This is a genomic window from Lentzea jiangxiensis (genome assembly GCF_900104175.1).
GTDB lineage: Bacteria > Actinomycetota > Actinomycetes > Mycobacteriales > Pseudonocardiaceae > Lentzea > Lentzea jiangxiensis.
The window spans coordinates 455,460-467,628 of the sequence record NZ_FNIX01000005.1 but is presented as its reverse complement, the minus strand read 5'-3'; the positions used below and the strand labels follow the sequence as shown (position 1 = coordinate 467,628).

10 protein-coding genes and 2 tRNA genes are annotated in these 12,169 nt (G+C 71.0%); 6 read left to right on the top strand and 6 right to left on the bottom strand.

Features of this window, described 5'->3' with window-relative positions; all coding sequences use genetic code 11:
• Positions 1–320: 320 nt before the first annotated feature.
• Entirely contained in the window at positions 321–1,049 is a 729-nt protein-coding gene (locus tag BLQ91_RS18880) for an SDR family oxidoreductase (RefSeq protein WP_090098170.1), read from the bottom strand.
• 86 nt (positions 1,050–1,135) lie between these two features.
• On the opposite strand from BLQ91_RS18880, the gene BLQ91_RS18875 reads away from it, so the two are divergent.
• A complete protein-coding gene (locus BLQ91_RS18875) occupies positions 1,136–1,540 on the top strand; it encodes a MerR family transcriptional regulator (RefSeq protein ID WP_245733616.1) in 405 nt (134 codons plus the stop codon).
• A gap of 390 nt (positions 1,541–1,930) precedes the next feature.
• Here BLQ91_RS18875 and BLQ91_RS18865 read toward each other — a convergent pair whose 3' ends face one another.
• The gene (locus BLQ91_RS18865; RefSeq protein ID WP_176959814.1) at positions 1,931–4,648 is read right to left on the bottom strand and encodes an AfsR/SARP family transcriptional regulator; all 2,718 of its coding nucleotides are present in this window, start codon (positions 4,646–4,648) and stop codon (positions 1,931–1,933) included.
• Between the two features lie 155 nt (positions 4,649–4,803).
• On the opposite strand from BLQ91_RS18865, the gene BLQ91_RS18860 reads away from it, so the two are divergent.
• From BLQ91_RS18860 to BLQ91_RS18855, 3 genes are all read left to right on the top strand, one after another.
• Positions 4,804–5,820, top strand: a complete 1,017-nt coding sequence (locus tag BLQ91_RS18860; protein ID WP_090098166.1) for a LacI family DNA-binding transcriptional regulator — start codon at positions 4,804–4,806, stop codon at positions 5,818–5,820.
• A gap of 159 nt (positions 5,821–5,979) precedes the next feature.
• Positions 5,980–6,888 carry a hypothetical protein gene (locus BLQ91_RS41405; RefSeq protein WP_176959788.1) on the top strand — a complete coding sequence of 303 codons (909 nt, stop codon included), beginning with the start codon at positions 5,980–5,982 and terminating at the stop codon, positions 6,886–6,888.
• A 20-nt stretch (positions 6,889–6,908) separates the two neighbouring features.
• Positions 6,909–7,607, top strand: a complete 699-nt coding sequence (locus BLQ91_RS18855) for an aminoglycoside 3'-phosphotransferase (protein ID WP_176959813.1) — start codon at positions 6,909–6,911, stop codon at positions 7,605–7,607.
• Here the strand turns inward: BLQ91_RS18855 and BLQ91_RS18850 are convergent.
• Both BLQ91_RS18850 and BLQ91_RS43780 read right to left on the bottom strand, forming a co-directional pair.
• Complete coding sequence (locus BLQ91_RS18850) at positions 7,604–8,344, bottom strand: DUF1684 domain-containing protein (protein ID WP_090098164.1); 741 nt, start codon at positions 8,342–8,344, stop codon at positions 7,604–7,606. The genes BLQ91_RS18855 and BLQ91_RS18850 overlap by 4 nt on opposite strands.
• Complete coding sequence (locus tag BLQ91_RS43780; protein ID WP_425412503.1) at positions 8,341–9,030, bottom strand: ArsR/SmtB family transcription factor; 690 nt, start codon at positions 9,028–9,030, stop codon at positions 8,341–8,343. The genes BLQ91_RS18850 and BLQ91_RS43780 overlap by 4 nt, the downstream gene beginning before the upstream one ends.
• Before the next feature lie 340 nt (positions 9,031–9,370).
• Between BLQ91_RS43780 and BLQ91_RS43775 the strand changes: the two genes are divergently transcribed.
• Positions 9,371–10,111: an inositol monophosphatase family protein gene (locus BLQ91_RS43775; RefSeq protein WP_090098162.1), complete on the top strand. Its 741-nt coding sequence runs from the start codon at positions 9,371–9,373 to the stop codon at positions 10,109–10,111.
• Here the strand turns inward: BLQ91_RS43775 and BLQ91_RS41400 are convergent.
• Positions 10,068–10,139, bottom strand: a tRNA-Ile gene (locus BLQ91_RS41400). The two genes, BLQ91_RS43775 and BLQ91_RS41400, sit on opposite strands and share 44 nt — an antisense overlap.
• Before the next feature lie 80 nt (positions 10,140–10,219).
• A tRNA-Gln gene (locus BLQ91_RS18835) sits at positions 10,220–10,292 on the bottom strand.
• Between the two features lie 297 nt (positions 10,293–10,589).
• Here BLQ91_RS18835 and BLQ91_RS18830 point away from each other — a divergent pair.
• A complete protein-coding gene (locus BLQ91_RS18830; protein ID WP_090098242.1) occupies positions 10,590–12,131 on the top strand; it encodes a glycoside hydrolase family 13 protein in 1,542 nt (513 codons plus the stop codon).
• The last annotated feature ends 38 nt before the right edge of the window (positions 12,132–12,169 follow it).

Here is a 12,169-nt window from a genome sequence, read left to right as displayed (position 1 = left end):
GGTCCGACCCGGAGCAGTAGCGGGAGGGTTTCTCCCTGTCCTGCACCGTGTTCGGGTTCAGCTTCTACGCGGTCGAACTGCGGGCGACGGTCGTCGGTCGTCGACTGAGCCCTCGTGCATGAGTGAATGCCCCGGCGGTCCGCACGGACCGCCGGGGCATTCGGCGTTCACGCCTGCTCGCGATCGACCGCGTCTCGGGCAGCGTCACCGTGCACGAGCCGCCGCCCAGCTTGGTGTGGATGCGGGTCAGGTTCCCGGGGTGGCCGCGCCCGAAGCCGATGCCACGCCGTGACCGGCGGGCCGGTCACCGGGGCTGGGGGTCACCCGGCCGTGCGCCTCTGGATCGGGCGCACGGCCGCGGCGTAGAACTCCGCCGGGTCCTGGGCGAGGCCGGCCTTCGTGGTCCGGCTCCACTCGTCGACGAGGACCTCGACGGCGCCGTCGGCCAGGCCGTCGAGCGCGGCCCCGATGACCTCGCTCGGCGTGAGCTTGGGCCCGTCGTAGTCGCTCGTCATGTCGGTGGCGGCGGAACCGAAGTGCACGCCCAGCACCTGCGTGCCCTGTCCGGCGAGTTCGACGCGCGTGCCGGCGGTCAGGCTCCACTGCGCCGCCTTCGCGGCCGAGTACGAGGTGGCCCCGTCCCAGGAGAACCACGACAGCACCGACAGGACGTTGACGATGGCCCCGCCGCCGTTGCCGCCCAGGACGTCGGCGAAGGCGCGGGTGACCGTCAGCGTGCCGAAGAAGTGGGTCTCCATCTCCCGGCGGACCTGCGCCAGGTCGCCGCGGATGAGGTTTTGGCCGGTCGCGATCCCGGCGTTGTTGACGAGCAGGGTCACATCCCCCGCCTGCCGGGCAGCCCGCTCGACGCTTTCCGGATCGAGCACGTCCAGCGCCACGGGCACGACGCCCGGCGTCGTGATGGTGCTGGTGTCGCGCGCGGCGGCGTACACCTTCTTGGCGCCCCGCTCCCTCAGTTGTTCGACGAATTCCCGGCCGAGGCCGCGATTGGCCCCGGTGACCAATGCGACCGATCCCGCGATCTCCACGATGGTGTCCTTTTCTGCCGTGGTTTCGATCGCAGGTTAAAATCTGACACGGATGTCAGGTTCAACGAGAAGTGGGGGAAGTTACAGTGAGCGGAGAAGACCAGCGGATGCGCATCGGCGAGCTGTCCGCCCGCACGGGCATCAGCATCCGCTCGCTCCGGTACTACGAGCAGCGCGGCCTGCTGACCTCCACCCGGACGACGGGAGCGCATCGGCTCTACCCGGACGACGCGGTGGACCGCGTGCACATGCTGCGCCGGCTGTTCGACGCAGGCCTGTCGAGCGAGACGATCGCCGCGCTGCTGCCGTGCGTCGACACCCCCTCGGACGACATCACCGCGCAGACGCTGGAAGTGATGCGACGTGAGCGTGAGCGGATCGACGCGCAGGTTTCGGCCCTGCTCACCACGCGCGACCACCTCGACGCCCTGATGGCCGGGACGGAGGACCACCTCGCCCGGCAGCGTGACGACGCGCTCGCCGCCGGATGATGTCGCTCCCGGCCGCACCCGATCGACGGGCCGATCAGCGGGAAGTGGCCCTCTTCCTCCGCCGCCGGGTTGCCTCGGCGAACTCCCGCTCCGCGTGGATGTTCAGTCCGTGGAGGACGGAGTCCGGCGACGCCTTCAGCGAGGCGGCCCGGCACCGGGACGGCGTCTACGTCGAGGGGCACCTGCGGGTCGACGGGCAGGCGGTCGCGGCGGCGTGGTGCGGTCTGGGTGACGAGGTCGTCCACGGGCCGCGCGCAGGCCTACCCGGGGAGAGGGCTGTCGGTCCGCTTCTGCCGCGGGGTCCGGCAGCACAACGGCACAGCCGCGGTGCTCATGAGCAGGCACCGGAGGCTGTTGCCGTTGCTGCGTGACGGGACCCCGGGGCCGCGGTCACCCGGCTCCTAGAGCCGCGAACCGCTTGTCGGCCTCCTGCCGGTGCCGGGCGGCCTCGGCGGGGTCCGCCACCGCCTTCGCCAGGTGCTTGTGCGCGTTGGCGGCCTCCCGGCGGTCGTCGATCCGTTCCGCGAGGTCGAGCGCCTCCCGCAACGGCGCCACGGCCTCCCGCTGCCGTCCGGCGGCCGTCAGCACCTCGCCGAGGTAGTTCAGCACCACCGTCTCGGTCGTCACGTCACCGATCGCGCGCACGGCCGCCAGCGCCGACTCCAGCGCCTCCAGCGCCTCGTCGTGCCTGCCCATGGCGTGCAGGATCATGCCCAGCGCGCTCTGCGTGTCCGCTTCGTCGCGACGGCTGCCCAGCTCGCGCATCAACGCCAGTGCGGAGGTGCACGCCTGCAGCGCCTCGTCGTAGCGGCCGAGAGCGCTGTAGATGTTGCTGACGTTGCTCATCGCCTGCGACTCGAGGTGCCGGTCGCCGAGCTCGCGCGCCACCGTGATCGCCTGTTCGAGCAGGTCGGCGGCCTCGGCGTGCCGGCCGAGGGTGCGGTAGACCAGCGAGAGGTTGTTCAGCGTGCCCGCCACGCCCTGCAGGTCGCCCAGCTCGCGGAGCATCTCGATCGCGCGCTCGTTGTGGTGGATCGCCGTGGGGTACTGCGCGGTCTGCCAGAACACCATCGCGTAGTTCTTCGTGGTGATCGCGAGCGCGGCCGGCTCGTCCTTCGCGGCTTCCAGCGCCAGCTCGTTGATCGTCGCCCAGTCACGCGTATAGCCACGAACCATGCAGAAGAACGTCAACGCGCGCGCGAGCTGCCACGTGTGCGTGCGCCAGTCGCCGTCGAGCGACAGGGCCACGGCGGCGACGAGCGTCTGCCGTTCGGTCTCCAGCCACTCGACCGCGTGGTCGTAGTCGCGCAGCACCAGCCGCGCCCGCGGCCGGTACGTGATGTCGACCTCGTACCTGCGGGCGGCGGGCGACATCAGCCGCGTCGCCTGGTTCGAGGTGTCGAGGAAGTGGTCGAGCAGCCTGGTCAGCGGTGCGCGCGAACAGTCCACTTTGGACTGCGCGTACTGCCGCAGCAGGTCGTGCATCCGGTAGCGGCCGAGCGTCGTGGCTTCCAGCAGGTGCACGTCGACGAGGTCCTCGAGCATCCCGTCGCACTCCAGCAGGTCGAGCTCGCCCAGCGCCGCGGCCTGGTGGACGTCGAAGTCCGTGCCGTGGTGCAGGCCCAGCAGTGCGAAGAGCCGCTGGTGCCCCGCGGGCAGCTGGCCGAACGACAACGCGAAGACCGCGTCGAGTTCGGATAATCGTCCCTCGCGCAACCGCGTCGCGAGGTGCGCGACGGTCCAGGTCGGACGGGAACGCAACCGGCCGGCCGCCAGGCGCACGGCCAGCGGCAGCCTGCCGCACAGCTCGACCACCTCGCGCGCAGCGGGGTCCGCGCCGCGTTCGTCGCCGACGATCGTGGCGAAGAGCTGCAACGCCTCCGCCTCGGACAGCACGTCCAGCGTGAGCGTGGAGGTGCCCTCCAGCTCGACCAGCCGCGTCCGCGACGTCACCAGCACGAGCGAGCCCGGCACACCCGGCAGCAGCGGCCGCACCTGGTCGGCGCTCGCCGCGTTGTCGAGCACCACCAGCAACCTGAGCCGGGACAGCTCCGCGCGCCAGAGCGCGGCCCGCTCGTCCAGGCCCACCGGGATCTCTTCGAGGCCGAGCGCGCGCAACAGCACGTCGAGAGCGTCGGTCGGTTCCACCGGCGCACGACCGGCGGTGTGCGCGTGCAGGTCGATGAACAGCTGACCGTCCGGGTACTCCAGGCGGTGTGCCAGGTGGACGGCGAGCGTCGTCTTGCCGACGCCCGGCATGCCGTCGATCGCGGAGATCACGACCGCCGACCGCCCGGTGACCGCCCTGGTCAGCCTGTCGATCTCGGCCGTGCGGCCGGTGAAGTCCGCCACGTCGCGCGGCAGCGTGTTCAGCGCGGGCCGGGGCTGGTCGCCGCGCAGCAACCGGGCGTGCAGCTCCCGCAGGTCGCTGCCGGGATCGGTGCCGAGCTCGTCGGCGAGCAGCACCCGCACGTCCTCGAACGCCTGCAACGCCTCGGCGGGCCGGTTCGCCCGCTGCAGCGCGTGCATGAGCTGCAGCCACAACTGTTCCCGCAACGGGAACTGCTTCGTCAACCGGCGCAGCTCCGCGATCAGCCGTTCGCCCTGCCCGAGCTCGATCGCCAGGCGCGCGTGCTGCTCGGCGACGGTGAGCCGCCGTTCCAGCAGCAGCGCGAGCTCGGCCTCCAGGCGCGGCCCGACCGCGAGGCCGTCGAGCACCGGGCCCCGCCACAGCGCCAGGGCGTCCTCGTACCTCGTGACCGCCGTCCGGTGGTCCCCCTGCTTCAACGCCTCGTCACCCGCCGCGCAGACCCGCGTGAAGACGCCGACGTCGACCTCCTCGGACGGCACCACGAGCCGGTAGCCGCCGGGAACGGTGACGAGGTCGTCCGGCACGAGCTTGCGCAACGCCGCGACGTACGTGCGGATGTTGGATTCGGGAGCGGCGGGCGGGGATTCCCACACCGCGTCGCTCAGGTGTTCAAAACTGACCGTCTCACCCGCGTGCAGTGCCAGCGCTGCCAGCAGTGCCCGTTGCCGGGGTCCACCCAGCCGCAGTTCCTCGCCCCCACGCCAGATCTGCAGCGGCCCAAGAAGCCGATACCGCACAGAGCCTCCTCGCAGGGAATGGTGCCAGAACTCGCCGGCGCTGTGCGGGATTTGTGCGGACGATCTTCGAGACTTGTCCCCGGCCCGGAGTGGAGGGGGAGAGCGAGATGGACCTGAGCAGATCATGGACCGGCCAGGCAGCCTAGGATGACCGCATGACCGAGACGGCGAAGCGACGTCCCGGCCCCCGGATCGAAGAGGTCGCGAGGGTCGCCGGGGTGTCGAAGTCGACCGTCTCGCGCGTGATCAACGACGAGCAGTACGTCAGCGCGAAGGCCCGCGAGGCCGTCCACGCCGCCATCGCGCAGCTCGGCTACTCCCCCAACCAGGCGGCGCGGGCCCTCGCCGGCAACCGCGCGAACGCGATCGCCCTCGTGGTCTCCGAACCGACCGGCCGCGTGCTGGCCGACCCGTTCTTCGCCGGTGTTCTGCGCGGCGTCCACTCCGAACTGGCCGGCCGGCACATGCAACTGCTGCTGATGATGAGCCAGCCGACCGACACGAGCGACCTGGTGACGTACCTGAGCAGCGGCCACGTCGACGGGGCGTTGCTGGTCAGCCTGCACGGCGAGGACCCGCTGGTGCCGATGCTCGCCGAGATCGGACTGCCGGTGGTCTCCGGTGGACGGCCGCTCGGCACGACCGTCCCGTTCGTCGACGCCGACAACTTCACCGGCGCCCTGGAGGCCGCGCGGCACCTGGCGTCGTTGGGGCGCAAGCGGATCGGCACCGTCGCCGGGCCGAAGGACATGGCCGTGGGAGCGGACCGGCTGAGCGGCTTCAAGCGCGGCCTGAGCGAGGCCAGGCTGTCCTCGAACCTGGTGGCGCACGGCGACTTCACGCCCGAGAGCGGTGCACGGGCCATGGAACGCCTGCTGCGCAAGGCTCCGGACCTCGACGCGGTGTTCGTGGCCGCGGACATCATGGCGCTCGGCGCGCTGCAGGTGCTGCACGCGCAGGGCAAGCGCATTCCCGAGGACGTCGCGGTGGTCGGGTTCGACGACTCGGTGTTCGCCGCGACCGCCACGCCGCCGCTCACGACGATCCGGCAGGACGTCGAGGAGCTGGGCCGCACGATGACGTGGCGGCTGCTCGCGGAGCTCGCCGGTGAGGCCGGGCTGCCGCCGTCGCTGCTGCTGCCGACGTCGCTGGTCCGCCGCGCCAGCGCCTGACTCCGGCGGAACTCCCTTACATCGGTGATCGCCCACCGTCCGTGACAGGCGTCTGCTGCTTTTCACTCTTTCGGCAGAACCTCGCAGCACTGTCAGTAACACCTCGTGCGAGTCCTCGATGGTCAGGCGTACCCACCCACCTCCGAGGGAGTTGCGTCAGTGATCGAGAACTCGGCAGCCGGTCTGGTGATCGTCCCCGGCGAGGTGACGGTGACCGTCACCGGCGAACAGCACCACCAGGACGTCCTGGCGCGGTACGCCGTTCCGGACGGCGTCACGCGGCACGTGGCCGTCCACCTGACGTGGTGCACGATCGCCGCCGGGAAGCACCGGGGGCAGCGCGGGATCGAGGTGCGGCTCGACGGGCAGCGCGTCGGCGAGCTGACCGCCCTGATGTCGCGGCGGTACGCGCCCGTGCTGATGCACGTGGAGTCCGGGGGCGGGTCGACGGGCAGTGCCGCGTTCGTCCAGCTCGGCGGCAACGGGTTGCTGCAGATCTTCCTGCGGATGCCGCGGCAGATCCCGCAGGGCGCCGTCGTCCCGGTCGGGGCGCGACGCAGGTGGGTGGCGCCGGTGGCGATCACCGCGGCCAGCCTGCTCGCGTTCTTCTTCGCGATCGGCATCATCGGGGCGGTGGTCGGCGGCTCGCCCGACAAGGGCAGCGCGGCCACTCTCACGACGACCGTCTCACCGACGACGACCACGACCGCGACCGTGCCGACCAGCACCACCACGACGACCACGACGACAACCACCACCACCACGACTACGACGACCACCACTCCTGCCGCGGTCGCCCAGCCAAAGCCGCAACCGCAACCCCAGCCTCAGCCTCAGCCCCAACCGCAGCCGCAACCGAAGCCCCAGCCGCAGCCCCAACCGGCGCCGCAGCCCGCGCCCAAGCCCTCGTGCGACCCGAACTACAGCGGTTGCGTGCCGATCGCGTCCGACGTGGACTGCGCCGGCGGCAGCGGCAACGGGCCCGCGTACGTGTCCGGCCCGATCCGCGTCATCGGCTCGGACATCTACGGCCTGGACAGCGACAAGGACGGCGTCGCCTGCGAGTGACCTCCGGGCAGGATGACCACGTGGACGTCCCCGAAGAGGTGTTGCGCGCGGTCGGCCCGGACGCGGTGTGGTCCGACGGGCACGAAGGGCTGTCCGGCGACGTCTGGCGGGCGGGCTCCAGCTACGTCAAGCGCGCCGGGGTGGACGAACGCGACCGGCTGCGGTGGCTGGGCCGGCACCGCGAGGTGCCGGAGATCAGGGCGTTCGCCGACGGCTGGCTGGTGCTGGCCGACGTCGGCGCACCGTCGCTGGCCACCGCGGACCCGGTGCTCGCGGCGACCGTCATGGGCGAGGTGCTGCGGTCGCTGCACTCGCTCCCGGTGGACTCCTGCCCCTACGACGCACGGGTCGCCGTGCTGCTGGAGCAGGCGCGGCGCAACGTCGAGGCCGGTCTGGTGGACCCGGACGACTTCGACGACGACAACCTCGGCAGCACGCCGGAGGAGCTGCTGGAGCGGTTGGCCGGCACGGCGCCCCGCGAAGAGGACCTCGTGGTCGCGCACGGTGACTTCTGCCCGCCGAACGTGCTGCTGCGCCCGGACGGTTCGACCGTGCTGATCGACGTGGCGCGGCTCGGCGTGTCCGACCGGCACCGCGACATCGCGCTGGCGCACCGGGAGGTGGGCGAAGAGGCCGTGGGCGCGTTCGACCGCGCCTACGGCCTCACCCCCCGCCCCGCACTGCTGGAGTGGTACCGGTTGCTCGACGAGTTCTTCTAGGCGCGCTCGTAGGGCGTCTTCTCGCCTGCCTCGACGCTGAACGGCAGGTGGTTGCCCGCGGGCGGCAGCGGGCAGGTGGCGAAGTCGGTGAACGCGCACGGCAGGTTCGTCGCACGGTTGAAGTCGAGCACCACCTTGCCGTCGCGCGGCGTGGCGGCGATCTGCCGGTTCGCCGCGTACGTGGTGACGCCGCTGGTTTCGTCGGTGAACAGGATGCTCAATCCACCGTTGTGGCCGTTGAACGCCGTGAGTGTGTGTTCCGTGCCGTTGTAGTTGAACCGCACACGCCCCGGCGCCTCGTAGACGTGGCTGAGGCCTTCGACGACGGCGCCGACCGTCGTCGGGACGGGGGCGTCGAACGGCTCGTACTCGCCCTCCAGCACCCACTTCTCCCGCGGCTCGTAGGCGGGCACGCCCCTGAAGTTCCCGAGCACCTCGGCCTTGGGGTCGTGGACGCGGATCAGGTACCCGCCGCGGCGGGCGATCTCGATCTCCACGTCGCCTGCCTCGACGCGGGTGCCGGCACCGCTCTGGACGAGTTCGAAGCGCTGTGTCTCGCCCTCGTGGCGCCAGTACGCGGCGTCGTCGTCTTGCCACCACTCGCCCGGTAGGCCGTCATAGGCGCGTGGAGTCGCCTCCAGCCAGTCGAGAGAGACCAGCGCGAGCCACCCGTACGGGTCGGCCAGGCTCTTCTCCCGTTCCGTCTTCCAGGTCTGCCAGTCCTCAGCGAAGCTCATGTCCTTGCCAACGGACGGCGCGCGGCATCGCTTCCCCGTTCCACGGAGTGGGAGACGAGGGCGTGGCCGAGTTCCGTCCTGGCGTACACGACGCTGCGGCCGTGGCGTTGCGAGGCCAGCAGACCGGCGTCGCGCAACGCCCGCAGGTGCTGGTTCACCGCCGACGTCGTGACGCCGTGGAGCCGCGCGAGACCGGTGGACGAGTGCGGTCGCGCCAGCGCGGTCAGCAGGTCCGCGCGCACCTGGCCGAGCACCGCTGCCAGCGCGGCGGGGCCCGCACGCCGCCCGGTCTCCCAGAGCGCGCCGGCCCCGCGGGCGGCGTAGATCAGCAACGGGGGTGCCGCGGGGTCGACGGGCACCGCCGTGCGCCGGGCGAACGCGCTGGGCACGAGGGTGAGTCCCCGTCCCCCGGCCCGCACGACCCGGTCGACACCGGCGATCCGCACCTCCACGGCCGGGCCCGAGAAGCTGATCCGGTCGGAGATGCCGCCGAGCATCGTGGCGAGTCCGTGCCGGGCCGTCTCACGGCCGCGGTGGGCGATGTCGGCTTCCAGCACCTCGCGCACCCGGTCCCAGTGGCCGGCCAGTGCGACCTCCCAGTAGGTCTCCAGCGCGCCGAACACACGCTCGCGGTCACGCAGGACGGCGGGCACGCTTCCGAACAACGCGCGGAAGTCGCGCCTCATCGCTCGTGCGGAGATCTCGCGGAGTGCGGCGAACTCGTCCTCGATCCGGGTGAACGGCGTCAGCGGGCGCGGGCTGAGGAAGTCCGGCGTCCAGCCGCGGGAGGTGGACAGCGCCAGCAGGACCTCGGCGTCCACGTCGCGGATCCCGCGCGCCCACGGCAGGTGCAGCGGATATCTGGCGGGGTCCTTGAGCACGCGCAGGCTGAGGGTGAGCTCGCTGAGCGGCGAGACGGCGAACCGCACGTCGACCAGGTCGGCCTCGTCCAGCACGAACTCGATCATGTAGCACAACGCTACATCAGTTCCGCACACGCCGTGCCGGAACGCAGGCTGCGCACCCATGTGGACCGACATGCGACTGGCGTTGGAGATCGTCCGCGAGGCGGCCCGGGTGGCGGAGCGGGAGTTCACCGAGCGCCGCTTCCGGGTGTGGCGCAAGGCAGACGGCAGCGAGGTCACCTCGGCCGACCTCGCGGTGGAGGACCTGGTGCGGCGGTTGCTCGCGCAGGCGCTGCCCGAGGACGGTGTGGCGGGAGAGGAACGTCCCGAGCGCGCGGGCACCTCGGGCCGCCGCTGGCTGGTCGACCCGATCAGCGGCACGGCGGGCTTCGTGGCCGGGCGGCCGGAGTACTCGGTGGACCTGGCGCTGGAAGGAGCGCTGGCCGTCTCCGCCCTGCCCTCGCTGGGCGTCACGATGGCCGCCGGCCGGGGAATCGGGTGCAGGATCTTCCGCGGTGACCGAGAAGAGATCGCCCGAGTATCCACAAGGGACGAAGTGAACGGTGCGCGCGTGTGCCTGCACGGCAAGAAGAAACCCGTGCTGCCGCAGTGCGTCATCGTGGACAGCAGAGTTTCGGTGCTGAATCTGATCAGCGGCGAGGTGGACGCCGTGGTCGCGGCGGGCTCCGGACTGGACGAGTTCGACCTGGCGTGCCTGCCGGTGCTCGTGGAGGAGGCGGGCGGCCGGGTGACGGTGGTGGAGGAGGACGTCGTGCTGGCCACCAACGGTGCCCTGCACGACGCCCTCCTCCCGTCGCTGGTCGCGCGTCCTGGTGTCGAACCAGGCACCCCGGGCTCATGAGGCCTGGGTGATCACCGGATCCCGCGCGGTGGAGTGACCGACCGGACTCGCACCGGCTTCGACCAGGACCACAACCTGGCGCCTCGACTGCTTCGGCTTCGGTCACGGCTGCCCGTCGAGGGTTCGAACCTCGATCTCCGCGTTCAGAGCGCGGTGTCCGTGCCAATTGGACCAACGGGCATCAAAAAAGCCGCCTCGTCGCGATGGCGACGGGACGGCTCCCCGGGGCATGAGTTCACCTCATGCCGAGGAGCACCAGTCGTGCTGATGGCGCATCTGTTGCATCACGGCTGGCTCCTTCCTCCGGTTCGTTGCGATCACTCTGACGGATGGTGTCCGAGCGGCGCAACGCAATTTCGACGCCTGCAAAAGTTTGCAGACTAAGGTGGTCTGATTCAGGAATCTCCAAGTGGACTTGCGGAAAACTTTTGCAACGTCTTTCCTGGACCGCTGACACACCCCATCGGAAGGCATGGACATGTCCCAGGACTGGTGGCGACACGCCGTCATCTACCAGGTCTACGTGCGCAGCTTCGCCGACTCGAACGGCGACGGCGTCGGTGACCTGCCCGGCATCCGCTCGCGCCTGCCCCACCTGCGCGACCTGGGCGTCGACGCGGTCTGGATCACCCCGTTCTACGCGTCGCCGATGGCGGACGGCGGCTACGACGTCGCGGACTACCGCGCCGTGGATCCCCAGTTCGGCGACCTGGACGACGTGCGCGTGTTGGTCGACGACGCGCACTCGCTCGGCATCCGCGTGATCGTCGACATCGTGCCGAACCACAGCTCCGACCAGCACGTCTGGTTCCAGGAGGCGCTGGCCGGCCGCAACCGCGAGCGCTACGTCTTCCGGGAGGGTGTCGGCGACCAGCCCCCGAACGACTGGGAGTCGGTCTTCGGCGGGCCCGCCTGGACGCGGGTGGAGGACGGGTCCTGGTACCTGCACCTGTTCGCGCCGGAGCAGCCCGACCTCAACTGGGAGCTCCCGGAGGTGCGCGCGGAGTTCCGCGACGTGCTGCGGTTCTGGCTCGACCTGGGCGTCGACGGGTTCCGGGTGGACGTGGCGCACGGGATGGTCAAGGCGCCGGGGCTGCCCGACATCGGGCACACCGACCAGCTCAAGCTGCTGGGCACCGAGCCGCTGCCGTTCTTCGACCAGGACGGTGTGCACGAGATCCACCGCGAGTGGCGCGAGATCGTCGACTCGTACGAGGGGCAGCGTGTGCTCGTGGCGGAGGCGTGGACGCCTTCCGCCGAACGGACGGCCATGTACCTGCGTCCCGACGAGATGCACCAGGCGTTCAACTTCCACTACCTCACGGCGGAGTGGGAGTTCGGGGCGTTGCGGTCGGTCATCGACTCGTCGCTCGCGGCGGTGGCCCCTGTCGGGGCACCGACCACCTGGGTGCTGTCGAACCACGACGTGCAACGGCACGTGACGCGCTACGGCGGCGGCGAGACAGGTGTGCGGCGTGCACGCGCCGCACTGGCGTTGATGCTGGCGCTCCCGGGTTCGGTGTACCTGTACCAGGGCGAGGAACTCGGGCTGCCCGAGGTGCTCGACCTGCCGGACGAGGTGCTGCAGGACCCGATGTGGGAGCGGTCCGGGCACACCGAGCGCGGTCGTGACGGCTGCCGCGTGCCGCTGCCGTGGACCGCTACCGGGCCGTCGCTCGGGTTCGGCACGGGCGGGTCGTGGCTGCCGCAGCCCGCGGACTGGGCGAAGCTCAGCGTGGAGACGCAGTCGAGCGACCAGGACTCGATGTTGTCCTTCTACCGCAACGCTTTGCGCGTGCGCCGCGAGAACCCGGCCACGGGCGTGGACATCACGTGGGTCGACGGTCCGGCGGACGTGCTGTGGTTCGAGCGGGACGGCGTCGCGTGCGCGGTGAACCTGTCGGGCTCGGTCGTCGAGCTGCCGGACCCGGGGTCGGTGCTGCTGGCGTCGTCGTACTACGGGGTGCGCGACGGGCAGCTGCTCCTCCCGCCGGACACCGCGCTGTGGTGGAAACTGTGACCTGCGGTTTCGCTTGATCGACCAAAACTGTCAGACCC

Bases quoted from the DNA above. Each gene is read 5' to 3' on its own strand.
- BLQ91_RS18860 (WP_090098166.1), top strand. From the start codon at position 4,804: ATGACCGAGACGGCGAAGCGACGTCCCGGCCCCCGGATCGAAGAGGTC.
- BLQ91_RS18850 (WP_090098164.1), bottom strand. From the start codon at position 8,344: ATGAGCTTCGCTGAGGACTGGCAGACCTGGAAGACGGAACGGGAGAAG.
- BLQ91_RS43780 (WP_425412503.1), bottom strand. From the start codon at position 9,030: ATGAGGCGCGACTTCCGCGCGTTGTTCGGAAGCGTGCCCGCCGTCCTG.
- BLQ91_RS43775 (WP_090098162.1), top strand. From the start codon at position 9,371: ATGTGGACCGACATGCGACTGGCGTTGGAGATCGTCCGCGAGGCGGCC.
- BLQ91_RS18830 (WP_090098242.1), top strand. From the start codon at position 10,590: ATGTCCCAGGACTGGTGGCGACACGCCGTCATCTACCAGGTCTACGTG.